Source organism: Paenibacillus sp. 01L418, assembly GCF_056400045.1.
This window is the reverse complement of sequence record NZ_JBFTSN010000021.1, coordinates 18,330-42,638: the sequence shown is the minus strand read 5'-3', so window position 1 is coordinate 42,638 and position 24,309 is coordinate 18,330. Positions and strand designations below refer to the sequence as shown.

The 24,309-nt window shown below is 45.8% G+C and carries 31 protein-coding genes and 1 riboswitch; of the genes, 27 read left to right on the top strand and 4 right to left on the bottom strand.

Translation table 11 applies throughout. From position 1 onward, the window contains the following. From AC1DSE_RS05155 to AC1DSE_RS05105, 11 genes are all read left to right on the top strand, one after another. A partial coding sequence (locus tag AC1DSE_RS05155) for a hypothetical protein (protein WP_477527460.1) occupies positions 1-166 on the top strand: 166 nt, incomplete at its 5' end. A gap of 77 nt (positions 167-243) precedes the next feature. Beyond that, positions 244-846: a molybdenum cofactor guanylyltransferase gene (gene mobA, locus AC1DSE_RS05150; protein WP_477512686.1), complete on the top strand. Its 603-nt coding sequence runs from the start codon at positions 244-246 to the stop codon at positions 844-846. Positions 847-998: 152 nt separating this feature from the next. Next, positions 999-1,505 (top strand): GNAT family N-acetyltransferase, encoded by a 507-nt coding sequence (locus AC1DSE_RS05145; protein ID WP_076266291.1) that lies wholly within the window; start codon positions 999-1,001, stop codon positions 1,503-1,505. Continuing rightward, positions 1,502-2,215 (top strand): metallophosphoesterase family protein, encoded by a 714-nt coding sequence (locus AC1DSE_RS05140; RefSeq protein WP_477512685.1) that lies wholly within the window; start codon positions 1,502-1,504, stop codon positions 2,213-2,215. The genes AC1DSE_RS05145 and AC1DSE_RS05140 overlap by 4 nt, the downstream gene beginning before the upstream one ends. Before the next feature lie 3 nt (positions 2,216-2,218). After that, positions 2,219-2,671 carry a VanZ family protein gene (locus AC1DSE_RS05135; RefSeq protein ID WP_430056814.1) on the top strand — a complete coding sequence of 151 codons (453 nt, stop codon included), beginning with the start codon at positions 2,219-2,221 and terminating at the stop codon, positions 2,669-2,671. A gap of 74 nt (positions 2,672-2,745) precedes the next feature. Further along, positions 2,746-3,807, top strand: coding sequence for a histidinol-phosphate transaminase (hisC, locus tag AC1DSE_RS05130; RefSeq protein WP_477512684.1), 1,062 nt, complete (start codon positions 2,746-2,748; stop codon positions 3,805-3,807). Then, complete coding sequence (locus tag AC1DSE_RS05125) at positions 3,807-4,244, top strand: hypothetical protein (RefSeq protein ID WP_430056819.1); 438 nt, start codon at positions 3,807-3,809, stop codon at positions 4,242-4,244. The genes hisC and AC1DSE_RS05125 overlap by 1 nt, the downstream gene beginning before the upstream one ends. Positions 4,245-4,402: 158 nt before the next feature. After that, on the top strand, positions 4,403-5,008 hold the full coding sequence (locus AC1DSE_RS05120; protein WP_477512683.1) for a TetR/AcrR family transcriptional regulator: 606 nt from the start codon (positions 4,403-4,405) through the stop codon (positions 5,006-5,008). Further along, positions 4,960-5,397, top strand: a complete 438-nt coding sequence (locus AC1DSE_RS05115; RefSeq protein ID WP_477512682.1) for a DMT family transporter — start codon at positions 4,960-4,962, stop codon at positions 5,395-5,397. The genes AC1DSE_RS05120 and AC1DSE_RS05115 overlap by 49 nt, the downstream gene beginning before the upstream one ends. A gap of 1 nt (position 5,398) precedes the next feature. Further along, entirely contained in the window at positions 5,399-5,722 is a 324-nt protein-coding gene (locus tag AC1DSE_RS05110) for a DMT family transporter (protein WP_076266284.1), read from the top strand. A 129-nt stretch (positions 5,723-5,851) separates the two neighbouring features. Further along, on the top strand, positions 5,852-6,529 hold the full coding sequence (locus tag AC1DSE_RS05105) for a serine/threonine protein kinase (RefSeq protein ID WP_477512681.1): 678 nt from the start codon (positions 5,852-5,854) through the stop codon (positions 6,527-6,529). Between the two features lie 66 nt (positions 6,530-6,595). Here AC1DSE_RS05105 and AC1DSE_RS05100 read toward each other — a convergent pair whose 3' ends face one another. Then, positions 6,596-6,805 carry a hypothetical protein gene (locus tag AC1DSE_RS05100; RefSeq protein ID WP_441874673.1) on the bottom strand — a complete coding sequence of 70 codons (210 nt, stop codon included), beginning with the start codon at positions 6,803-6,805 and terminating at the stop codon, positions 6,596-6,598. Positions 6,806-7,108: 303 nt separating this feature from the next. On the opposite strand from AC1DSE_RS05100, the gene AC1DSE_RS05095 reads away from it, so the two are divergent. The 7 genes from AC1DSE_RS05095 (at position 7,109) to AC1DSE_RS05065 (ending at position 13,539) form a co-directional block, all read left to right on the top strand. Next, on the top strand, positions 7,109-7,528 hold the full coding sequence (locus AC1DSE_RS05095; RefSeq protein WP_076266281.1) for an RrF2 family transcriptional regulator: 420 nt from the start codon (positions 7,109-7,111) through the stop codon (positions 7,526-7,528). Between the two features lie 73 nt (positions 7,529-7,601). Next, positions 7,602-7,913, top strand: a complete 312-nt coding sequence (gene trxA, locus AC1DSE_RS05090) for a thioredoxin (protein ID WP_054025488.1) — start codon at positions 7,602-7,604, stop codon at positions 7,911-7,913. 284 nt (positions 7,914-8,197) lie between these two features. Next, complete coding sequence (locus tag AC1DSE_RS05085; RefSeq protein ID WP_477512680.1) at positions 8,198-8,980, top strand: glycosyltransferase family 2 protein; 783 nt, start codon at positions 8,198-8,200, stop codon at positions 8,978-8,980. A gap of 51 nt (positions 8,981-9,031) precedes the next feature. Beyond that, a complete protein-coding gene (locus AC1DSE_RS05080; RefSeq protein WP_054025487.1) occupies positions 9,032-9,376 on the top strand; it encodes a DUF2304 domain-containing protein in 345 nt (114 codons plus the stop codon). Continuing rightward, entirely contained in the window at positions 9,376-9,720 is a 345-nt protein-coding gene (locus AC1DSE_RS05075) for an EamA family transporter (protein ID WP_339205425.1), read from the top strand. The genes AC1DSE_RS05080 and AC1DSE_RS05075 overlap by 1 nt, the downstream gene beginning before the upstream one ends. A gap of 32 nt (positions 9,721-9,752) precedes the next feature. Next, a complete protein-coding gene (locus tag AC1DSE_RS05070; protein WP_477512679.1) occupies positions 9,753-11,015 on the top strand; it encodes a phospholipid carrier-dependent glycosyltransferase in 1,263 nt (420 codons plus the stop codon). Positions 11,016-11,154: 139 nt separating this feature from the next. Further along, positions 11,155-13,539 (top strand): S-layer homology domain-containing protein, encoded by a 2,385-nt coding sequence (locus AC1DSE_RS05065; protein WP_477512678.1) that lies wholly within the window; start codon positions 11,155-11,157, stop codon positions 13,537-13,539. A 93-nt stretch (positions 13,540-13,632) separates the two neighbouring features. On the opposite strand, the gene AC1DSE_RS05060 is transcribed toward AC1DSE_RS05065, so the two are convergent. Beyond that, positions 13,633-13,776 (bottom strand): hypothetical protein, encoded by a 144-nt coding sequence (locus tag AC1DSE_RS05060; protein ID WP_179089742.1) that lies wholly within the window; start codon positions 13,774-13,776, stop codon positions 13,633-13,635. A 350-nt stretch (positions 13,777-14,126) separates the two neighbouring features. On the opposite strand from AC1DSE_RS05060, the gene ychF reads away from it, so the two are divergent. From ychF to prmC, 3 genes are all read left to right on the top strand, one after another. Next, positions 14,127-15,227 carry a redox-regulated ATPase YchF gene (gene ychF, locus AC1DSE_RS05055; RefSeq protein WP_076266277.1) on the top strand — a complete coding sequence of 367 codons (1,101 nt, stop codon included), beginning with the start codon at positions 14,127-14,129 and terminating at the stop codon, positions 15,225-15,227. Positions 15,228-15,466: 239 nt separating this feature from the next. After that, complete coding sequence (prfA, locus tag AC1DSE_RS05050) at positions 15,467-16,537, top strand: peptide chain release factor 1 (protein ID WP_076266276.1); 1,071 nt, start codon at positions 15,467-15,469, stop codon at positions 16,535-16,537. Positions 16,538-16,776: 239 nt separating this feature from the next. After that, positions 16,777-17,727 carry a peptide chain release factor N(5)-glutamine methyltransferase gene (gene prmC / locus AC1DSE_RS05045; protein WP_477527459.1) on the top strand — a complete coding sequence of 317 codons (951 nt, stop codon included), beginning with the start codon at positions 16,777-16,779 and terminating at the stop codon, positions 17,725-17,727. 188 nt (positions 17,728-17,915) lie between these two features. Here the strand turns inward: prmC and AC1DSE_RS05040 are convergent, their stop codons facing one another. Then, the gene (locus tag AC1DSE_RS05040) at positions 17,916-18,353 is read right to left on the bottom strand and encodes a carboxymuconolactone decarboxylase family protein (RefSeq protein ID WP_339205421.1); all 438 of its coding nucleotides are present in this window, start codon (positions 18,351-18,353) and stop codon (positions 17,916-17,918) included. Between the two features lie 168 nt (positions 18,354-18,521). Continuing rightward, entirely contained in the window at positions 18,522-19,394 is an 873-nt protein-coding gene (locus tag AC1DSE_RS05035) for an RNA polymerase sigma-70 factor (protein WP_477512676.1), read from the bottom strand. A gap of 184 nt (positions 19,395-19,578) precedes the next feature. Between AC1DSE_RS05035 and spoIIR the strand changes: the two genes are divergently transcribed. The 6 genes from spoIIR to AC1DSE_RS05005 all read left to right on the top strand — a co-directional run bounded on the left by spoIIR (position 19,579) and on the right by AC1DSE_RS05005 (position 24,277). Next, positions 19,579-20,343: a stage II sporulation protein R gene (spoIIR, locus tag AC1DSE_RS05030; protein WP_477512675.1), complete on the top strand. Its 765-nt coding sequence runs from the start codon at positions 19,579-19,581 to the stop codon at positions 20,341-20,343. Between the two features lie 124 nt (positions 20,344-20,467). Then, on the top strand, positions 20,468-21,529 hold the full coding sequence (locus AC1DSE_RS05025; protein WP_477512674.1) for an L-threonylcarbamoyladenylate synthase: 1,062 nt from the start codon (positions 20,468-20,470) through the stop codon (positions 21,527-21,529). 123 nt (positions 21,530-21,652) lie between these two features. Continuing rightward, positions 21,653-22,213, top strand: coding sequence for a manganese efflux pump MntP (locus tag AC1DSE_RS05020; protein ID WP_076266270.1), 561 nt, complete (start codon positions 21,653-21,655; stop codon positions 22,211-22,213). A 142-nt stretch (positions 22,214-22,355) separates the two neighbouring features. Beyond that, positions 22,356-22,934, top strand: a complete 579-nt coding sequence (locus AC1DSE_RS05015) for a low molecular weight protein arginine phosphatase (protein WP_076266269.1) — start codon at positions 22,356-22,358, stop codon at positions 22,932-22,934. 83 nt (positions 22,935-23,017) lie between these two features. Then, positions 23,018-23,098, top strand: a riboswitch (ZMP/ZTP riboswitch). Positions 23,099-23,196: 98 nt separating this feature from the next. Continuing rightward, positions 23,197-23,655, top strand: coding sequence for a ribose 5-phosphate isomerase B (gene rpiB, locus AC1DSE_RS05010; RefSeq protein WP_076266268.1), 459 nt, complete (start codon positions 23,197-23,199; stop codon positions 23,653-23,655). A gap of 16 nt (positions 23,656-23,671) precedes the next feature. After that, positions 23,672-24,277: a TIGR01440 family protein gene (locus tag AC1DSE_RS05005; RefSeq protein WP_477527458.1), complete on the top strand. Its 606-nt coding sequence runs from the start codon at positions 23,672-23,674 to the stop codon at positions 24,275-24,277. Positions 24,278-24,309: the final 32 nt, after the last annotated feature.

Genomic DNA, 24,309 nt, shown 5'->3' with positions numbered 1-24,309 from the left:
GACAGGCTTTGTTGAGCCTAATATGAAAGATGCTGTCGGCGGCGATAAATTCCAATTTTTCCGTCACGGCTACTTTAATGTAGATCCGAAGGATACAACAAGTGAGAAGCTTGCCTTCAACCGAATCGTTTCATTAAAGAGCTCGTTCGATCCGTCCAAGGCGTAAACCCGTCAAAAATAATACAAGCCTGCCTTGCCTGAGTGCTCGGCAGRCTTTCTTTCTGTTTAGAGGGGGATGAGAAGATGGCGAAGCATGATATTTATGGCTTAATACTAGCTGGAGGCTTAAGCACGAGAATGGGAGCCGACAAAGCGCTGCTGCTTATTGAAGGCAAACCGCTCCTATATCGTCTTGTACAACAGCTAACAGAGCTTGTGCAGCATGTGGTTGTCTCAGTAGGAACGCCTCAGCGTGAAGAGCTTTATCGTAAAAGCCTTGAAGAATTAGGAGAGACGGTAAGCTTCGTGACGGACCATTATTCAAAATGCGGCCCGTTATCGGGAATGCACGCGGGCTTGTCCATGATTGCAGAGGGTTATGTATTTGTTATGGCGTGTGATATGCCGCAGTTGTCCGAAGGATTGCTTGCTGATCTAATGACTCATGTGGAAAAAGGGGTAGACGTAATCCATGCGTCTGACCAGCCTTTTCATGCTCTCTATCATGCTAGCATTGCCATTCAAATAGAAGAAGCGCTAAAGGATCAAGACTATCGTCTCATGGGTCTATTGCGCCGGCTTCAAACCATCGAGGTTTCTCTGCTAGAGCAGCATGGTGTATCTGTTTTTACGAATCTCAACACGCCTGAAGATTATAACAAGTATAGGCAGGGACAAGGGGTCTGAAGAAGCTCGCCCTCTATAGGCGGAATTAGACGGAATCTACCATGCAGCATAGATGCTTAAACATTCAGCGATGTGATATAATTTGTCAAAGTTGTAATAGGCCTATTTAAAGCAGCATCCATCTAGAAGTAGAAGGGTAAGAGGTGGCAGGTATGACCAAAGAACTCAAATATGAAATTATCGATGCGCAGCTAAGTGATCTGGGGCGTATTGTTGATATTTATAATTCAACAATTGCAAGCAGAATGGTGACGGCTGATCTTGAGCCAGCTACTGTAGCTAGCAAAAAAGCGTGGTTTGATGACCATTCCCCTGATTTCAGGCCGCTATGGGTATTAACGATTGAAGGGGAAATCGCAGCTTGGTTTAGTTTCCAATCGTTTTATGGCAGGCCGGCTTACAATGCGACTGCCGAGATAAGCATTTATATAGCGGAAGAATACCGCAAGCTTGGTCTTGGAACGGTACTGATTCAGAAAGCGATTGAGGCAAGTCCGGGCTTGGGGATAAATACGCTGCTTGGTTTTGTATTTGGACATAATGAGCCGAGCCTCGCTCTGCTTCGCAAGTTTGGATTTGAGGTTTGGGGTCATTTGCCTAAGGTAGCGGTACTGGACGGTGTAGAAAGAGATCTGGTGATCTCGGGGAGGCGTATATGAAGCGAACGCTTGTGATTAGTGATATTCATGGATGTTATACACCTTTTAATGATTTGCTTGAACGTATGAATTATTGTCCCGGCGAGGATCAGCTTATGCTGCTGGGTGATTTCGTTGATCGGGGTCCGCAAAGCAGAGAAGTGGTGGAGCAGGTCATCGGCTTAGTCCAAAAGGATGGAGCAATTGCCATTCAAGGCAATCACGACGAGAGGCTCGTTGATGTTATGCTGGAGCGAAGCGAGCAGGCGCTGCTTAAGTTTACCGGCCATGGCGGCAGGCAAACCGCAGAGAGCTATGCTGGCATTAAGCAAGGTCCGATTGAGTATGTTATCGATCAAGCCAAAATAGCTGTTCAGGAGCGTTACGCGCATCATATGACTTTTCTGGACAACCTGCCCTATTATCATGAGGATGAACACTTTATATATGTACATGCGGGTCTTAATCCGAATTACTTGAATTGGAAACAGCAGCCTGCCAGAGATTTTCTTTACATAAAACAACCATTCCTTGAGAGGCCGACCAATGTAAACAAAACGGTTATTTTCGGCCATACAAAAACCATCGATATTCATGGAAAACCAGATGTTTGGTTTGGCGCAGGGAAGATTGGCGTTGACGGAGGATGTGCAACAGGACATCAGCTTAACGGACTAGCGATTACAGGAGCGGCAGAGTTTAACGTGTATTCTGTCCCTTGGAGATTGTAGGGAATGCGCGGGTATTCGAAAGCCATATTCAAAAGCTCTCTGCTGAATATGTTGATTACCGTAATTGCTTTGTTCTACACCTTGATCATGTGCTGGCTTTTATTTCATCGTGGCCGTTATTTTGGCGAGGGGTATAACTATAATCTGGTACCGCTTTATACGATAAAAAAATATATCATCCATTATGATCATTTCAATCCTGACATTTGGTTCAAAAACTTATTCGGAAACATTGTCTTATTCATACCGATTGGCATATTCCTGCCCTTATTAAATAAGAAGTACTTGAAAGTATTTAGACTGACAATGGTCACGATTATGTTGATTACAGCCGTTGAGCTTACTCAAATGTTGACGCGGGTGGGCAGCTTCGACATTGACGATATTATTCTTAATACGTTTGGYGCKCTGCTTGGACTGCTGATGACTAGGCTTGTCGTTCGTCGGACTCTGTAAGTAACAAATCCTTTAATGTTAAAATAATTGAAAAGAAGCGATAGAAATATCGATTACGAAAGGAAGAAACGTCATTGAGTAAATTTTGGAGTCCGCTCACTGCTTCACTGGTGCCGTATGTTCCAGGCGAGCAGCCTAAGGATAAGACGTATATTAAACTGAATACGAATGAGAATCCGTACCCGCCATCTCCGAAGGTAATTGATGCGATCAAAGGAGCAGCTAATGCTGATCTGCGGCTATATCCTGATCCTACTTGCGAGGGGCTCGTGAAAGCAGCTGCCTCCTATTACGGATTGCGAGCAGAGCAAGTGTTTGCGGGCAACGGTTCTGATGAAATTTTAGCTTTTGCTTTCGCAGCTTTTTTTGATCCGGCTAAGACGGTACTGTTCCCTGATATTACTTACAGCTTCTATAAGGTGTATGCGAAGTTATATGGCTTGCAAACAGAGCTTATCGCATTGGACGAGCAATTTAACGTTCAAGTCGAAGCTTTCCATTCGGACAATGGTGGTATCATCATACCAAACCCAAATGCACCAACGGCTCAATTGCTTCCGCTCGATGATATTCGTACATTGCTTGCAAGCAATCCCGATCAGGTTGTTATCATCGACGAGGCTTACATTGACTTCGGCGGACAATCAGCAGTGGAGCTTATTCACGACTATCCGAATTTGCTTGTTGTTCAAACACTCTCGAAATCCCGTTCGCTCGCTGGCCTTCGCGTTGGGATTGCTTTTGGCAGCGAGGAGTTGATTGATGGATTGAATCGAATCAAAAATTCATTTAATTCCTATACGATGGATCGGCTTGCTTTGGCAGGCGCCATTGCTGCTCTTGAGGATGACGCTTATTTCCGAGATACGACGGAGAAGGTCATTGCTACACGAGAACGTGTAACGGAGCAGGTGAAGGAGCTCGGCTTTGCTGCAACAGACTCGAAGGCAAACTTCATCTTCATTTCGCATAAAACGATAGCAGCTAAGGACATCTTTGTGCAGCTGCGCGATAAGGGCGTGCTGGTCCGGTATTTCGATCAACCTCGGATTAATGAATATTTGCGGGTGAGCATCGGAACGGATGAAGAAATGGATGCCTTTATTCGGGCACTCCAAGAAATCGTAGGCGAGTAATGGAAGAGGTTACGAAGGAGCAATTGTTGTTTCGGCGGTCGATGCGGTTGGTACTAGTTTTAAGTGCCATCTATGCTGCAGTGAGTAATGTGTTTCTATATACAGCTTATTATTATAGCGGGATTGTGGAGCAGAGCTACATCATTTGCATGATTATGATTATTGCGTTCGCTTTGCCGATCGTAAAGTTTTTTCGAAATCAGCATTGGTACTTTCCGATCTTCATATTTTTGTTCTGGATTCCGTTTAGCGTGCTTCTCGCATTTATACTAAGCCAAGTGCTTCCTCTTTCGGACAATACGGTCGATTTTGGACTGCTGCTTGTTTACTGCCTTATTTTGAACGTTATCGTTACGCTGCTTGGCATTACACTCGGCATGATCTTTAATGGAGGGTCTACCCTTTGGAAGAAATATAGCCAAGCCTCAAAGCAATAACAATAAAGCCATGTATGATCTCCAATGAAGGGGGAGCATGCATGGCTTTATTTGATGATAGTTATTTTCATCTTGACTAAATGATTATTTCATTTTAAAATTTGTGAAAAACTAACGTTCGTTAGGCAGGGGAACGAAAGCGGATCGGAGGGAATGACATGAGTGCTGAAATAACAACGTCGGAACGAATAAAGCTGGCGGCGCTGACGATGTTTGCAGAATCAGGCTATGAGGGGGCATCCTTGTCAGAAATTGCTAAGGCAGTGGGCATTAAGACGCCGTCCATATATGCACATTATAAATCGAAAGAACAACTGTTCTTGCAGCTCATTCAGGAAATGATTGTTGAAGAGCATAATCAGTTTATAGAGCTTCTTCAAGATATGGATCAGGCGCCGATTAAGGAGCAAGTACATCGACTGTTTACTTTTTTTACCGATCTCACTCATTTAACGACAGGTCAAGCTTTCTTGAAGAAAACGATGCTTGTACCGCCGCGCCATTTGCGCGATCAGCTCAATCAAGATTTATTGCGCTATGAGTATGAACTGAACAAGGGAATTATTAGCGTGCTGGAAAAGGGAGCGTCACAAGGGTTGTTTAACCTGGAAGAGACGGAACGGTTAATTGCTACCTTTTATGTATGTGTAGATGGCATCCTTGTTGAGAATCAAATATATGGAAAAGAGCTGCTTGAGAAAAGGAAGCAAATGGTGTGGCAATCATTATGGCAGATTTGGACGATGACAGCGAGAGAGGATTGAAAAAAATGCAATGGGTCTTTTTATTATTAGCGGGGTTTCTTGAGGTAGGCTGGACGTTTGGCCTCAAATATTCGGAGGGCTTTACAGTGCTTGTTCCAAGCATAATAACAGTGGTGCTGCTTGTCCTAAGCTTTATGCTGTTTGCCCGCGCAATGCGTACGATTGAGATTGGCGTTGCCTATGCTATGTTTACGGGAATTGGAACAGTAGGCACTGTTCTCGCAGGCATTATTATACTGAATGAGCCGGCTGATTTTTGGCGTTTGTTCTTTATCGCATTGCTTGTAGGGGGCATAGTTGGACTTAAGCTTGTGTCAAATGACAAGCCAGCTCCTGACAAAGCACCAAAGGCTGTAACCAACATAGAACAAGATAAGGTGGGTTCATAAAATGGCATGGGTATTTTTAATCATATCAGGCTTCGGTGAGGTCGCCGGCGTTACTTTCATGAAGCTCTCTGATGGCTTTAAACGCTGGAAGGGAACGGTAGGGGCGATTGGCGCTGGTTTCGTGAGCTTTTTCTTCTTATCTAAAGCGTTACAGACGATTCCAATTAGTACGGCATATGGGATATGGACCGGAATCGGCTCGATAGGCAGCGTAGTGCTGGGTATGGTCATTTTTGGAGAGTCGAGAAATTGGCGCAAGATGTTGTTTCTCTCTATGATTATCTCAGGCGTTATCGGACTGAAAGTAGTAAGTGGAGGCCATTAGGATCAAGTTTGAAGCGAGACCGTGCAAAAGGGCTGTAAAGCTTTTTGGTGCGGTCTTTATTTTTGCAGCTGCTGGTCTTACAATGAAAGGAAAGCATGTATGTAGATAGGGAGAAGAGGAGTACTTACTATGGAGGAGAAGCAGCTGAATACGTTTATTGCTCTTATGGAGCAGTCATTGCTCTCGGAGCTTGTGCTTGATAGCGTTGACCCCACAAATCCAATCCGGGTAGCGGAGACGCCGCGAGGTTGGAGACTGCTTGGGGCGGGCAATTACGCAGGCGTATTTACACATCAGGATTATTCGGATATAGCTGTGAAGGTTTATGCGCCAGGCCGCGACGGCTGGGAGAGTGAATGCGAGGTTTACCGGCGAATTGGCACGCATCCTGCCTTTTCAACTTGTTATCATGCCGGAGAACATAAAGGCCATTATTATTTGATTTTAAAGCGATTAAAGGGAAAGACCTTATATCAGTGCATCATTGATGGAGCAGCAATACCAAAAAAGGCGATAGAAGATATTGATCTAGCGCTGGAGTATGCAAGATCCCGTGGTTTGTTCCCGCATGATGTGCATGGAAAAAATGTAATGATTAAGGATGGAAGAGGCATCGTGCTTGATATTTCAGATTTTTTGAAGGAAGAGCCGTGCACGATGTGGGATGATTTGAAGAAAGCCTACAATCGTATTTACATGCCTTTTCTATCCAAAAAACCGATTCCGGTTCCCGAATGGGTGCTGAACGGCGTCCGTAAGGGCTATCGTTTTATGAGGAATTCATCCGTAGTGGGACGCTCGTCCTAGGGAAGCAGCACAAGCAGCGGCTGCCCTGCAAGGGTGCCGCTGCTTGGCAAAGCTTTGCCGCACATCTTAATGCTCCTCGTCAAACGCGTCCAGCAGCGTCTTGGCGAGATCGGCATCCTTTTTAAGCACATGAATCCGTTTCAAGGAATTGCCCTCAATGGTGATTTTGGTTTTCAAACCATTTGTTTTGAAATGAGCTTCCAATCGGTCTATGAGCTCCGATCTAGAACCCCCTTCCGTACGAATGACTATCCATCGATTCCAAAATAACGCCATTATGCGTCACCTCCTTAAAGTTTTACAATGTAAAACTAGTGTAGGAAGCCATGTGCCCATTGGATTTGAATGTCTTCTTATACGTTCAAATCAATTAAGGATGCACCTTTCATATTTATTCAGCAGAAGCCTTCAAACATGACAGAAAACCCAAAAAAACATTTGCCGTTAATCCAAAATCTGTTGGGGAATAACGTGATTGCTCCTGCCGTATCCTAAGAAAGCGAGATGGCGACCTGACCTATTGACAAACTTAACTGTAACGGATAAAATTACAGTATAAAGCAGGGAGGCCCTTAAACAGTGAACAGCGAATTTACGATTGCCGTACACAGTCTCGTTTACTTGGCTTATTTACCGGAAAGAATGGCTAGCAGTGATATGATCGCCGAGAATGTCGGCACACATTCTGCTCGTGTTCGCAAGGTAATGGGTGGTTTGCGCCGCAGTGGATATGTAGATACCCGTGAAGGCTCAGGAGGCGGCTATAGGCTGACGATTGACCCTAATGTGGTAACACTTGCCGATATCTATCGCGTGATGGCACAAGGCTCGCTAATTCCGAGCTGGTGCTCGGGCAACCCAGAGATGGATTGTGTTGTTGGGTCGAATATGAATCAAGTGATGTTCGGCATATTTTGTACAGCGGAGAAGCAGTTGGAAAGTCATTTTAGCGCGATTACGATTCAGGATGTGTTGAAGCAAATTCACGCATGCGGTTAGCAAATGATGTTTCATTTAACGGTGAGACGGGTATTCCCTTTATCATACACATTGTTTGGAGAGGATGATTGAAATGGCAGTAGCATTGACGAAAGAAAACTTTAACGAGTCCATTCAAAACGGCGTTTCTCTTGTAGATTTTTGGGCACCTTGGTGTGGACCTTGCAAAATGCAGCTACCAATCGTTGAGGAGCTTTCCGCTGAGCTGGAAGGCCAAGCAGTAATTGCTAAAATTAACGTTGATGAGCAGCCAGAACTTGCTTCACAATTCGGCGTTATGAGTATCCCAACATTGATTTTGTTCAAAGACGGTCAACCCGTTGACAAAATGGTTGGCGTACAATCCAAAGATGCTTTGAAAGCAAAAATTTCCGGCCAAATGTAAGCAACATTTTGTAATAAATAACCGTCTTAATATCGTCTGGTATCAGTGAGCAACTGGTGTCAGGCGATATTTTTTTTCTGGAAACTCTTATTTTCAGTAAGATAATATTGGTATAAAAGGTACTAAGTGTGAATGTAAAATTCGACCTAATTAAGCAAATGTTAAGGAAATAATAAGCGTTTATACCAACCTTATCTGTTGCTTTATACTAATTTAGTTAGTAGAATTAAAAATAATTGTACGCAGCAGCGTGCCCTAACTTTGATTTATGGAGTGGTGATGTAGTGAACGCAGTCAGTACGAAAAAGGACAAAACGGTTACCGGAGAGTCCCTGCGGCAAGGTATGACATCTTCAAAAATTTTGATCATTATTCCGGCTTATAATGAAGAGCACAGCATAAGCCATGTGATACATGATGTGAAGACACATTGCCCATCTGCTCATATTCTGGTCATTAATGATGGCTCCAAAGACCGTACACGTGAAGTAGCTGAAGCGAATGGTGCTTCTGTTATTACACTTCCGACCAATTTGGGCATCGGCGGAGCTATGCAGACGGGATATCGTTATGCCCACCGCTATGACTATGATGTTGCCGTTCAAGTGGATGGCGACGGTCAGCATAAGGCGGAGCAGCTTCATTTGATTTTGGACCCCGTGCTTAGCGGGAAAGCGGATTTGGCGATTGGTTCACGTTTTATTGAACAAACCGGCTTCTTGTCCTCTGCAACGCGCAGAGTCGGTATCAAGATTTTATCTACTATTGTTACTGCAATGACACGCAAGCGTGTGCTGGACGTTACCTCAGGGTTCCGCGCTGCAAATAAACGTGCGATTGCTGTATTCCAAAGCGATTATGCGACAGACTATCCAGAAGTGGATTCCATCGTGCTCATTCATCGCAGCGGATTGCGTACAAGCGAGGTAGCTGTCGTGATGGAAGCACGTACAGGCGGTACGTCATCAATAAATGCGATGCGTTCGGTTTATTATATGGTTAAGGTAACATTGTCGCTATTCATTCGCAGCTTGAAAGCAACGAAGCCAGTCAAGGTTCAATCTTAGAAAAATGTTTACGATGAGAGTTTGCTCTGCAAACTTTAAGGAGGATACACCATGCAAGCCTTGTGGATTATCACAAGTGTGGTTTTTTTGTTCGTGCTGATTATGTTGATTAACCGGAGATTGCTCCGTGAGCAGTATTCAATGCTCTGGCTGTTGTTTGGTGTAGTGATGCTGATATTGTCTGTACGCGTCCAGATTATTGATACGCTGGCCCACGCGATTGGTATCGCTTATGCGCCGGCATTGCTTTTTCTAGTCGGAATTTTATTTTGTATTATGCTTATTTTGCATCTTACAGTCATTGTATCCAAATTGTCGGAGAAGGTTATTCGTCTTACACAAGAGCTTGGAATTTTACATCACGAGCTGCATGAGCGCAAAAGGTCGGATTCATAATGGCATATATCATATTGTTTCTTAATATTTTGCTGCTTGTTTCTGGCCAGTTATTGTGGAAAACAGGAATGAACAAAATGGATACGGCGAAAGGCGACACATGGGTATCGTTATTGTGGTCGCCTCATATATGGTCAGGACTTGTTTTGTACGGAATTGCTACCGTTCTTTGGTTGTACGTACTCAAGAAGCTGCCGCTTAGCCTTGCCTATCCGCTGCAAAGCTTGGCTTATGTAATAGCGCTGGTTGCAGCTGTATTTATATTTAACGAATCGGTACCGCTGCAGCGCTGGATAGGCGCAGCTATTATTTTGGCGGGTGTAATTGTACTCGCTTGGAAATAAGCCGCTTTCAACATTGGGGAGGATCAATTTACGTGGTGGAATGGGTTAGGAAAAACAAAGCATGGACGATAGCGATCGTTCTTATTTTTATGCTTGCCTTGTGGCTGAGGGTTGATTTTCTTACATCGGTCAAACATAACATTTCACATGATTCGAAGTATTACGATGAGATGGTGCACCGGTTGCTTGATGAAGGCATTTACGCCTACAAGGAAGAGGTTCCAAATGCAAGGGTAACACCGGGTTATCCACTGTTCATGACGGGTATGTATCTGGTGGCTGATCAAATCGGCGTAGAGCCGTTCCCTCTTATTCGCTGGGTACAGGTGTTAATTAGCATGGCTACACTCATTATCATTTATATGATTGCGATGCAGGCAACAAGAAACAAATGGGTGGCAATTGTAGCGTTTTTTATTAGTGCAATTTATCATCCCTTCATTTGGGCAAATGGAGCAGTTCTCACAGAAACGCTCGCATTATTTCTCTTAATGGCCTATCTGTCTATGCAGTTATATGCCTTTCGTACCGAACGAAAGCGCGATGCTGCGTTAGCGGGTATCTTGTTAGGCCTGACAGTACTTGTTAGGGCTGAATTTTTACCGATTTTTGTTCCTTTGTACGGAGTGTTTTTGCTGCAGAAATGGTTCAAGAAAAAACCGGGTGTGCAGACCGAGGTTATATCCAAATGGGCTATTTTCAAAAAAGTTCTATTAATGGGTGTTATTACTGGACTATGCTTATCGGCTACGATGCTTCCTTGGTGGATAAGAAATGTCGTTTCATTAAATGAATTTGTATTGACTGCTTCTCAGTCCAATCCGTTCAAAGCGGGTACTTATCCGAATAAAGATTATACTGACAAGATCGTTGATCCAACGGGATTGACGCAGGATGAGGTTGCATGGGCGCGCATCAAGGCCGGCTTCACGCAGCAAACCTGGAAATATGTAAAATGGTATACGGTAGGAAAGCTTAAATATACTTATACGCATATGTTCTTCGGCTCAGGTCATTCTCCTATGTACCATGCCTATCCGAAGGTAGCATACTTACATGTACTGATTATATACAGCACGATTATTCCTCTGCTTGCGCTTATATGGAGATGGAGACATCCTGCAGCCATGCTGGCGGTGGTCATCTTCGTCATGACGATGATTAGACTAGTGTTCGTACCGGAATATCGATATAACTTTACCGTTATGCCCCTGTTTATTATATTGTTCTCTTGGCTCGGTATTTATATTTTGCAAAAAATATGGGCATATATTGAACGTAGAAAAACGGCGTAGCAGCTTTAACTGTATATTGTAAAAGACTGCCTAAAGGACAAGCGCCTTGGGCAGTCTTTTTTCGCTTATTGTGCAACTTCCGCAATGTATGGCGCGTCTAATTTATGAATAAATTGGAAAAGCATTGGAGGGTGAAGCAGTGAGGATCAATCATCGAAAGAGGCTTGCGGTAGTGCTATCAACAGCGATGCTTATGAGTATGTTGCCAGCAACGGCATTTGCTGAAAGCTCAAACAAGCCAGCAGTGACGAATGCAGCAGCAAATGCCGTGCCATCGTCGGAAGGAGACATCATGAAAGAAGGATTTGCAGCTCCAGTTGATGTAGCAATAACGAAAGAGAAAGCGGAAGCACTAGCGAGGCAGTATGTAAGCATTCCGAAGGAGTATGTCCTCCAAGGGGCTAGTCTTAATATGGAAGTGATGGCTAGCGGCAAACGCAATGCTTGGGGACTGGATTTCGTGAAAAAGGTGAACGGCAAGCACTTGGGAAGCATCTACGTTCGTATTCATGCGGATAAAGGTCAGCTTCTGGAGTTCAACTCTTATACCGATAACCCATCTGCCAAACCAACGTATCCGCTTAAGGTTGAACGTGATGCCGCTCAGCAGATTGCGCTCCAATTCATAGATAAAATCGCAGCTGATTATAAAGGACAAATTCAGTACAATCCTGATTATGGTGTTCAACTGCGTCCACCGCTAACGGGTGAGGTTGTGCATTCCATTCGTTATGATCGGTTGGTGAATGACATACCCTATGTAGATAACTACATAGAGCTTGAAGTGGATAGTGAGGGGCATGTCCGAAGATTTTCCTTGCAGTGGGATGATACAATTATTTTCCCGAAAGTAGATGCAAAGCTGTCTGCAGCAGAGGCAAATGAAAAGCTGCGAGCAGCAGCAGCTCCACTGTTAGCTTATATCGTGCCTTACAATATGCAGGGGAAAAGGAAACCTTTGCTTAGTTATGAGCTTCAGCCTATATCGATCGATGCGGTGACTGGCCAGCTAAAGGATCAGTCGAGAGACAGTTATTTTAGAGCGGGAACGATATCGGAAACACCTATATCCGAGAAACCTTTAGGCGAAAAGCCGAAGGCAGGGGCAGTTACCGAGAAGCAAGCGATAGATGCGGTAAAAGCTGCTTTTGCGCTGCCGGCAGGGGTGGAGCTGAATGGTTCCAACTACAGTGAAAATAGCGATGAGAGCACAGGTGAAACCGAAGCTTATTGGCAGCTGAATTGGACAGTGAAAAAGGATGGCAAGGAAGTGGGCTCAGCTTCAGCTTCCGTTAACGGTCGCACTGGAGAGGTTCGCCATTTCAATACGTATATGTATAACGAACAAAGTCAATCAGGCGGGACAAAGGTGACGCTAGAGCAAGCGACTACAGCAGCGGTAGAGGCAATTAAGAAACGTTTGCCATGGCTAACGGATGAGCTATATCTGGTCAAACCTGATCCGAAGCAATATGAGGGAATTGTCGCAGGGCAACCTAGTCAATACTATTTCAATTTTGTACACAAAATCTATGGCGCAGTGGTTGAATATGACAACATTAACTTGTCGATACATTCAAGCACTAGGGAAGTTGTAAATTACGATGCTAATTTGTCGAACTTTGAATATCCAGCTGAGGCTCCTGCCTTGATTAAGAAGGAGCAGGCAGTTGACAGCTGGCTGAATTATTACCGAACACAGCTTACGTATCGGCTTGTGCAAAGCTTCACATGGAACGGGCAGCCTATTCCAATTGAGAAATATAAACTGATGATTGCTTCAGGTGAAATAAGAGGCGACGAAGTGGATAGAAAGACAGAAGCAGAACTAGTTTACCAATTAGTGCCTAAGCTTATGGATGAGTCGGTGTTCCTCGATGCAGTGACGGGCGGCTGGCGAAATCGGGAAACAGGTGATGTCACACAGCTCGAGAAGCCAAAGGCTAAGGATATTGATGGACACTTTGCACAGCGTCAGCTTGAACTAATGGTTGCATACAAAGCGCTTGATGTGAAAGATGGTCTTGTGCGTCCTAATGAGGCGGTTACACGCGGAGAGCTGATTAAAATGCTGGTGCTAGCGCGCAGCAGCGGAGTATCGCCGCTCTCGATGTCCTTCAGTAATCAGCTTGGTGGTAAAGCCTCATTTAATGATGTAGCTGCTGATTCCAGTTATTTCGTTTATGTTGAAAGTGCATTGGAACAAAATTTGATAGATGTTGGGGATGGCTCCTTTAACCCTAGCGGTAAAGTATCCCGTGATGAGATGGCGGAGCTGATCGTGCGAGCACTTGGTTATAATGCGCTTGCGAATTACGATCATATTTTTAAAGTCTCGTTTAAAGACTCGGATCTGATCCAGAATAAGGGGCAGGCAGCCATTGTTGTAGGTCTCAAAATTATGAGCTTATCGGATGGCAAGTTTTTGCCTAAGAAACAAGTGACGCGAGGCGAAGCATCGGTAGCGTTTTTCCGTTATCTTCAATCGCGCGCAGAGCTGCAAGAAGCGCCGCTTCGGATGTAATGTATTCTTAATACAAGAAACCTGGATTCTACAAGTGGATGATACGCTTGCAGAACCCAGGTTTTTTATAGATAAGGGCTCGGAAGTTATCCTTTAATCCGTTTTCTTCTTTTTCGAGGTAAAATTTGTTACTGATTTCGTATCCTCAATGGTATCATTTACGAATGCCATATCTTGATTTTTGGCTTTCATATTCGTCGTTCCTTTGTAATTGCCCTTATGAGTCTGATTTTCCATAAGCTTGCCTCCTCAAATTTTAGATGCTTGTGTGCACAGCTTAAGCCAGCGCCAACATAGTATTTCCGCAGCGCGGCTTATCATTCTCAGAAGTGACTATCTTGCGGCGAGGCACAAATACAATATCGTTTAGGGGTATAAAACGGGTTAAAAACAAACGTCTGTTCAAATACAGGTTTTATAGGTTTTCACAACTTACAATGCTTTTATTGTTCAGAAAACCGTCTTCATTTGCCAAGGAAGCCATCAAATGCCGTTTAGGCTTGACGGATGGCACTTTCAAAGTAGGTGACGCTGGGGTATAATAGCTGGAGTTGTTTACTTTCGGGAAAATAGGGGTGTCTTATAGCATGGCATTGAAAGCAGGAATAGTAGGTTTGCCCAACGTCGGCAAATCAACATTGTTTAACGCAATAACGCAAGCAGGAGCAGAATCTGCCAATTATCCTTTTTGTACAATAGATCCTAACGTTGGTGTTGTTGAAGTACCGGATGAGCGTTTGGACAAGCTGGTTGAGCTCGTTGTTCCTAAGAGCATCGTGCCTACAGCGTTTGAGTTTGTCGATATTGCCGGCTTGGTTGCTGGTGCAAGCAAAGGCGAAGGATTGGGCAATAAATTTTTGGCGCATATCCGTGAGGTAGACGCCATTGTTCATGTGGTTCGCTGCTTCCAAGATGATAACATTACTCATGTATCTGGCAAGGTTGATCCAATTAGCGATATTCAAACGATTAATTTGGAGCTTATTTTGGCGGATATTGATTCGGTTGATAAAAAGATTGAACGCTCCCGTAAAAACCTTAAGGGCGGAGACAAAAAAGTTGCTCAAGAAATCGAAGTGCTTGAACGCATCAAGGAAGCGTTGTACAACGATAAGCCTGCTCGCAGCCTTGAGCTGAGCGATGATGAGAAGCTGCTTGTTCGTGATTTGCATTTGCTGACAATGAAGACGGTATTGTATGCCGCTAACGTGAGCGAAGACGAGGTTTCAAATTCAGACGGCAATGAGTACGTACAAAAAGTACGCGAATTCGCAGCTGCTGAAGGTGCTGAAGTTGTGCCAATCAGCGCGAAGGTTGAAGCTGAGATTGCTGAGCTTGAAGGCGAAGACAAAGAAATGTTCCTTGAGGAGCTTGGCATGTCGGAGTCGGGCTTGAACCGTTTGATCAGTGCAGCTTACAAGCTTCTTGGCCTATACACTTACTTTACAGCCGGTGTACAAGAGGTTCGCGCATGGACGATTCGCAGTGGAACAAAAGCGCCGCAGGCGGCTGGCGTTATTCATACCGATTTCGAACGTGGATTCATTCGTGCTGAGGTTGTTTCCTTTACAGATCTTGCAGCTGCGGGTTCGATGGTAGCGGCTCGTGAGAAGGGGCAAGTTCGTCTTGAGGGCAAAGAATATGTCGTTCGTGATGGCGATGTTATCCATTTCCGTTTTAACGTGTAAATATTAGGGGAATAATAGAGCCCTGTAAGTGCAGCTTTGCGCTTACAGGGTTTTGTTGCAATCAGGATTCATGCTGGATGCTCAGTAACCAATGGCGGTTGCCTGGCATATGAAGATTGAAGCGGTTCGTAAAAATGGGCATGATTAGCTGGCTGTAAATCGAAACCAGCAGTCGATAGAAACTCGATGATATGGTATAATGAACATTATCCTAATGGAATAAACAGAGGTGAATGATCGTGTTTGACCGTTTACAAGCACTCGCAGACCGGTATGAGAAGCTGAGTGAGCTATTGTGTGATCCAGATGTATCCAGTGATCCCAAGCGGCTTAGAGAGCTTTCCAAGGAGCAGTCGGATTTACAAGAGGCATATGATGCCTTTACGGAATATAAACAAGTTACCGAGCAGCTGGACGACGCTAAGCTGATGCAAGCTGAGAAACTCGATGACGAAATGCGTGAAATGGTTAAAATGGAAATCGACGAATTGAGCAAACGCCAAGCTGAGCTTGATGAGCAAATTCGTATCGTTCTATTGCCGAAGGACCCTAATGATGACAAGAACGTTATTGTCGAAATTCGTGGTGCGGCTGGCGGAGACGAAGCAGCATTGTTCGCATATGAGTTATATCGTATGTATACAAAGTTTGCTGATGCACAAGGCTGGCGTGTAGAGCTAATGGATTTCAGTGAGAACGACGTTGGCGGATTTAAAGAGGTAATCTTTATGATTACGGGCAAAGGCGCGTACAGCAAGATGAAATTCGAAAGCGGCGCTCATCGCGTACAACGGATTCCAGTAACGGAATCAGGCGGCCGTATTCATACATCAACATCTACGGTAGCTGTTATGCCTGAGGTTGAGGATGTGGAGATTGAAATTTTCGACAAGGATATTCGCGTGGATACGTTCTGTTCCAGTGGAGCGGGCGGTCAATCCGTTAATACGACGAAATCCGCGGTACGTGTATTGCACGTTCCAACCGGCATTATGGCGACTTGCCAAGATGGCAAATCACAGAATGAGAACAAAGCGAAGGCACTTGCCGTGCTTCGTGCACGTATCTCTGATGTTCGCCGTCAAGAGGAAGAAGCAAAGTATGCGGGCGAGCGTAAGAGCAAGGTTGGAACGGGAGATCGCAGCGAACGTATTCGCACATACAATTTCCCGCAAAGCCGTGTAACGGATCACCGTATCGGATTAACGCTTCATAAGCTGGATTCAGTGATGAACGGCGATTTGACAGAGGTTATTTCCTCCCTGACGATCGCAGAGCAAGCTGATCTTATGGAACGTGAAATGGCTTAACAAATTTGCGCTGGGTCGCTGGTTGCTTACAATAAGCAATCAGTGGTCTGGCGTTTTGTTCCGTTTGGGGAAGCGAAGGCAAGGCAAGTGGTCGTGTGGAGCACATAAATAGATCGGGCATGGCAGTGAATTATAGTCGAATGTGCTGTTAGCTGTGAGGCAGTAATAGCAAAAGAGTGGCTATAGTTGCTGCATGAAGGAGAAGGAAGTTACTTTAAAGTGGGAAGGGCGATGCAGGGATGAGCAAGCATTCGGAGGAGCAATGGTTTGTTGCGCCATTAACATTGCGGCAAGCTTGCATGCAAGCGACAGCGATTTTGCAATCGGAAGCGGTGGAAGAGCCGCGCAACAATGCAGAGCTTCTGCTCATGCATTTGCTGAATATGGATCGAGCGGCATTGCTGCGTGATGGCAGTGATTTATTTCCTGCAGAGCGGTTAGCAGAATGGGAAGGCCTCATACGTCGTAAGGCTGCTGGGGAGCCTGTTCAATATATTATAGGTGAGCAATGGTTTTATGGGCGGCCATTTACAGTCTCGCCTGCTGTGCTCATTCCGCGTCCGGAAACAGAGCTGCTCGTCGAGGCTGTGCTTGAAGCAGCTGATCTTATTTGGCCCCCTGCGCTGATTGCAGGGGATATGCAGCCGCCGACGATTGTCGACGTCGGCACAGGCAGCGGCGCCATCGCCGTGACGCTAGCTTCGCAGCGTCACGCATGGCGCGTATGCGCGTCCGATCTATCGCCGGACGCGCTGGCAGTCGCCCGCACGAACGCGATCCGCCATGAGGCGGCGGATCGGTTGACATTCGTGCAGGGCGACCTGCTCATGCCATTTGTACATGGGCATGAGCAGGGTGAACTGCAGCACGGCGAGCTTCGCATCGACGTGCTTGTATCCAATCCGCCGTATATACCGGCGGCGGATATGTTAGAGCTGCAGCGCGAAGTTCGCGACTATGAGCCGCATCTCGCGCTGGAAGGCGGGCCGGACGGGTTGATCCCGTACCGGCGCATGCTGGAGCAGCTTCCGCTGCTCGCGCAGATGCCTCGCATCGTCGCATTCGAGCTCGGCATGGGCCAGCCTCGCATCGTTGCCGACATGATGCGCGAAATGTCCCAATGGGACGACATTCGAATCATCAGTGACTACGCTGGAATCGAGCGCCATGTCATTGCAACGAGGAGTTAACTTCGCTTGCAGCAAAAGAGGCTTCCCCAAAAGTAGATTAATCTACTTCGGGAAAGCCTCTATTTCATTTAAAGCAGCCATTTTCAAGCAGCAGCCTGACTGGGCTCAGTAAAATAAATCTATTTTCTAGATTTTTTTCGCTGTAACCCATCACTTAGCGCTTTTTCTCCGATTTTATCCGCTCACACTTATTCCGGCATCATACCGGTGCTTATCGCAAGACGGTTCCACCCGTTGATCGTAATAATAGCCATAATAATCTCGCCGACTTGTTTGCTCTCGAAATATCGGGCAACTTCTTCATATACCGCATCGGGTACATGCTCCTTCGTAATGACTGTGACAGCCTCCGTCAAAGCGAGTACCGCTCGCTCCTCTTTCGTAAAGTAAGGCGTATCGCGCCAAGCGCTCAATGCATAAATACGCTGCTCAGTCTCGCCCAAGCTTCTAGCGTCTTTTGTGTGCATATTAATGCAGAAAGCACAGCCATTTATTTGCGATGCGCGAATTTTAATCAATTCTAGCAGCTGCTTGTCGATGCTCGTAGTGCCTAGGTATTTTTCCAATCCGCTCATTGCCTGATATGCAGCAGGTATTTCTTTTGCTATTTGGACTCTTTCTGTCATGTTCCTCATTCTCCTCTATGTTCTAATTATTTGCTTTCATCCTCTAAGACAAAACACAGTTATCGGTTGTGACAGAAGGCTGAAAATTTTTTTTATTTAGTCGTCTTTGTTTAGTCATGCTTTAGTCATCCTGTGTTAGCGATTGGCGGTTCGTAAATTTTCAAATGGTCATTCGATCCGAACATGCTTCAGCTTATCAGGGTTCAAGATGACATAAATCCGCTCAACCTTCTGCCCTTCCTCATCGAGCCGAAAGCTGATCACACTTCTTGGCATACCGGCTTGGTTAACGACGACACCAGCTTGTCCGTTCACGTCAGCGAATTGATGGCCATCTCCCAAGAAGGTCTTCGGAATAACACCCTTCAAAAAGGCGATGACTCTTTCTCTGCTAATAATAGCGAAAATAGCTGCACGTACCTTGCCTCCTCCATCGGAGACAAGAATCGCTTCTTCGGACAAAAGAGAAATCAATTTCTCGAAATTTCCAGAGGAAGCTGCTTCCATGAAGGCAACAGTGAGGGTCTCGGCTTTATCCGTGTTCATGGGTAGCATCGACCTATCTTCCTGAAGTTTCTCTTTGGCTCGGCTGTATATTTTACGACAGTTTGCTGTCGTTTTATGTAAGCATGAAGCAATATCCTCATAATCGTACTGAAGCGATTCTCTTAAAATAAACACAGCCCGCTCAACGGCTGTGAGCTGCTCAAGCATGACAAGCAGCGCGTAGGAAATCTCTTCATGCTCCGCATAAATTTCAGCAGGGTCTTGTTTTACGGTGCTGACGTCTGGTTCGGGCAGCCACTGTCCAACATATACTTCTTTTCTTTTGCGAGCGGATTGGCTGAGATTGATCGAGCGGTTAGTGAGCATTCGAACGAGATAGGCCTTCTCATTTTTAATTTCACTAGGGTCCAAAAGGCTGTAGTCTGCAAACACATCCTGGACCAAATCCTCGGCCTCGCTGAATGTGCCAAGCATCCGATAAGCAATGGAATGGAGCAGCGGTCGATACGCTGCATAAGTATTTTGGAAATCCATTCTTCATCCATCCTTCTCATTTATTGAAAATAGTATAACTTGCTAGAAGAGCGTCTGCGATAAGATAAATAATAGATAGATTGATAGGTTTATATATTAAGCATAACGGACATAATGACGGATAGATACGTTCCGGAACGCAAGCAGACGCACTGACGGGTGCGACGAGAGGAGCTTGTGTTATATGTCCAGCCATTATTCTATTCATTCCTATTCCAATATTTCTAAATCCGCTCATTCTAATTCGGGTAAGTCTAATAAATTTGTTTATCGCAAATCATATGGTTTTATTATTTTTGCACTTATCATTTTAATTATGAGCTGGGAAGCTCAGCAAATGGATGCTGCGGTTGCAGGCGGAGAAATTCCGCAGGAAGCCATTCGCCTTCGTATTTTAGCCAATTCCGATAATCCTGCTGATCAAGTCGTGAAACGTCTTGTCCGGGATGAAATCGTTAAAGCGATGAATAGCTGGGTGACGGGACCTCAGACGATTGAGGAAGCACGTCAGACGATTCTCGCCAATATGCCTGAAATTGAACGCATTACAGCAGAAGTGCTAAAGAGCCGCGGCTTTGAATATGGCTCATCCGCAGAGCTTGGAATGGTACCGTTCCCGACAAAAATGTACGGCAATCAAGTTTACCCTGCTGGCGACTATGAAGCCCTTCGTATTACACTTGGTGAAGGCGGCGGACAAAATTGGTGGTGTGTATTGTTCCCGCCGTTATGTTTTATCGATGCTGTAAGCGGTGAAGCATCAGCAGCAGCTGGAACAGAGACAGAGCAAGCATCAGTTGTGAAATCGAATAGTGCAGCGGCTAAGACAGCTTCCTTAGCAGCAGCTCCAGCAGATACTCCTTCCCAAGGCGAAGCGCCGGAAGCAAAATTTTTTATTTGGGAAATGATCGAATCTTTTATCAATTGGATTAAATCATTGTTTTCATAAGAAACGACAGCTGCACCTTTGAATGTAAAGGTGCAGTTGTCGTTTCTGCTTGTTTGCGGGTGCTTATGCTATAATAACGAATGAATGAACAATTTCAATTAAGAGCAAGGATTGAAGGATAGAGATGACTAAAACAAATGTATGGCGCGTAAAGCAGGCTCATGATTCTCAGCTGCGCGAACAATTATCGGAAGCTGCCAGCCAATTAAGAGAAGGCGGTATTATTGCTTTCCCTACGGAGACGGTTTATGGGCTTGGCGCGGATGCTCGCAGCTCGGCGGCGGTTGAGCGGATATTCACCGCAAAGGGACGTCCATCGGACAACCCTCTCATTGTGCATATTGCGGGTCGCAAGCAGTTAGATGAGCTGGTGCTGCCGTATTCGGAGCTGGCTTCATCGTTGATGGAACAGTTTTGGCCAGGGCCACTTACCATTGTACTGCCCGTTCGTGAGGATGCGTTATCGCCGCTCGTAACGGCTGGACTGTCTACCGTTGGTATTCGAATACCGGATCATAGAACAGCGCTTGCGCTGCTTGAGATCGCAGATTGTCCAATTGCTGCACCAAGCGCCAATCGTTCTGGAAGGCCAAGCCCAACACTTGCTGAGCATGTGCTGGAGGATCTGGATGGGCGGATCGATGGTCTTGTTGATGACGGTGCAACAGGCGTCGGCCTGGAATCTACTGTAATTGAGCTTGCTGGCGAGCATGGCATTCGTATTTTGCGGCCAGGCGGCATTACGCGCGAAGCGCTTCAAGAAGCGGCACCCCATGCGTTGATTGATAGTGCCTCGATAGAAGAACCGGAGTCGGCTCCGCGATCACCAGGCATGAAATATACTCATTATGCGCCACAAGGGGAGCTTGAGCTTGTGCAAGGACATTTTGAAGCTGTCGCAGCTTACATTCAAGATCAAGTAGAAGCTGCAAAGATGCGCGGCGAGGTAACTGGCGTACTTGCTTTCGAAGAGAGATTGAATCGCTACGATGCAGATCATGTTTTCTCATTAGGCAGCGAGGCGGAGCTTGGCACAGCAGCGCATCAGCTTTATGCCGCATTGCGTGATTTTGACGGGGCAGGCGCTCAGCGTATTTGGGCAGAGGGCTGCACGGAGCATGGGATCGGCGCAGCGCTTATGAATCGGTTGGCCAAAGCGGCTGGAAACCGAATTATTCGTGTATAGAAAGTGTTCTAAGGGGAACGATCATTTTTGAAACTGAATTAGCTTGAAACCGCACTAGTATGTTTGTCCTCATGTCCGCATATGTTTGGTAAAGACTACAAGCGGACATGGGGGAGATAGGCTGTGATTGAAGCACAATTACAAGCTGGACAGTTTTTGACGCTGCTTATTATTGCGGTGGCACTCAGTCTAGACGCATTTTCTCTTGGGCTCGGCATAGGGCTCAAAGGCATAAGGCTGCGAGATATTTTGAAGCTGGGCATTGTAACTGCGTTGTTTCATATGATCATGCCGCTGGCAGGTATTTTTACAGGTCAATACGTGGGCTCCTTGCTTGGAGATGTAGCCACGACTGCGGCAGGCATTTTGCTAGTGCTGCTCGGCGGACATATGATTTATAGCTCGCTGCGCGGCGAGGCGGTTCAATCTTTTGACCATAAATCTTTTTGGGGCTTGCTCGTGCTTTCGCTTAGCGTCAGTATCGACTCGTTCTCAGTAGGCATTACGCTTGGGATGTTCGCTGCAAACATGTTGATGACGGTTTTACTTATCGGTCTGCTCGGCGGGCTGATGTCGATATGTGGTTTAATGCTGGGGCGTAAAGTCAGCGGTCAGCTTGGCGAATATGGCGAGGCCATAGGCGGAGGAATTTTGTTCGTGTTCGGCATCTTGTTTATCTTTTAGAATATAAGTAAGAAAGCAGAACAATATTGCAGTCTTATTTTAAATTTCAAGTCAAAGCTGCTTTAGCATCTAAGGAACGCTGCAGGTGTTTTCGCTTAATCGTTGAACAGCTTGGAATAACGTGCAAAAAGGAGTTGGCAGTGTGAAACGTATTTTATTTGTATGTACAGGCAATACATGCCGCTCACCGATGGCAGAGGCTATGCTTCGCCGAATGGCTGCTCTGAGAGGGATCACCGTAGCCGTTCGCTCCGCAGGCATATCTACTATTGATGGACTGCCTGTGTCAGCTCATGCTGTGGAGACTCTTAGGCAGCGGGACATCGAGCATAAGAGCACGTCGCTGGCGCTGACGAGCGAGGCGGTTGGTTGGGCTGATATTATTTTGACAATGACGGTCAATCATAAGCGCGGTTTGCTGCAATGGCATCCCGAAGCGGTCGACAAAATCTATACGTTAAAGGAATATGCAAATCAAGACGCTCAAGTGCTCGCGGATATTGAGGAGCTGGAGCAGCTCTATACAGAGCTTCATATGAAGCAGGCGCTTGGCCAACAGCTGACGACTGGCGAGAGAAGACGATTGCTTGAGCTGGAGCGTCGCATACCGAGCTTTGACATCGTTGATCCTTTTGGAGGCTCGCTTGCTATATACAGCAGCAGTGCTAACGAAATAGAGGACGCGCTCGTCAAACTGCTGGACAAGCTTGCCAAAAGATAAGTATTCAGGGTTGCAGAAGTCATTTTTGCTCCCGTTCGATTGATTTTTGCAGCTGTATAAGATATAATAAAATGACAATATACGGTTTCCGATGTAACTGGCGACGGAAGTGGGTAACCACGGTGGAGCATCGGAATATACGGCCGGTCGCCTGGGCAAAGAGCAGCATGCTAATAAGCATGTCTTGCTCTTTTTTCGTCTTTTTGGGCAAAAATAGGTATACTAGCACTGTGATGTTTCATTTCTAAGGAGGTCTTTTGCGTTGAAAATTGCTATTGGTGCTGACCATGCAGGTTATCGTTTGAAGGATGAAGTTGTACCGTTTCTTCAATCGCTTGGTCATGAAATTGAAGATCTTGGTTGCAACTGTGACCAATCCGTCGATTATCCGGACTATGCATTGCCCGTATGCGACCTTGTTACGAGCGGCAAAGCAGAGCGCGGTATACTCATTTGTGGAACAGGTATCGGCATGTCGATTGCGGCTAATAAAGTACGCGGCATCCGCTGTGCGCTTGTGAATGATATGTTCTCAGCCAAAGCCACTCGGGAGCATAATGATACTAATGTTTTGGCGCTTGGGGAACGAGTGATCGGTCCTGGAGTGGCACTCGAAATTATTCGCATATGGCTTGAAACGCCGTTCTCAAATGGAGAACGTCATGTCGGTCGTGTTAGTAAAGTGAAACAAATTGAAGAACAGTACAGCAGCCAGTCCTAATTAGGGGGCATTCGCAATGAACGTAGACGAAAACGTACAGCTAGGAAGCATTGCAGAACAGGTTGAGCAAATTGTTCGGGAACTGGCAGCGGCAGGCAAGCTTGGTATGAGTCAGCTGCTAGTAATCGGTGTAAGTACTAGTGAGGTGCTTGGTCATCGCATCGGGACTTCGGGCACCATTGAAACGGCTGCACAAATTTACGCAGGCGTTGAAGCGGTTCGCAGCGAAGTTGGCTTTATTCCCGTTTATCAATGCTGCGAGCATCTGAATCGCGCGCTTGTCATTGATCATGCTTCCGCAGAACGATTGGGGCTTGATATTGTAGGTGCAGTGCCAGTGCCTAAAGCGGGCGGTTCCATGRCAGCCTATGCCTATCGTCAGCTGAAGGAACCTTGTTTGGTGGAAACGGTGCAGGCGCATGCGGGCATCGATATTGGTGATACGTTTATCGGTATGCATTTGAAGCGGGTGGCTGTTCCCGTTCGTCCGACGATTCGTGAAATTGGCGGAGCGCATGTCACGATGGCTATCACAAGGCCAAAGTTAATAGGCGGCTCCCGAGCAGTATACGAGCTTAGCGAGAATCTAACGGTAGAGCAATCTGCTGGAACTTGCGAATAGTTGATTTATAGCCATAATTTTTTGATTTTCAG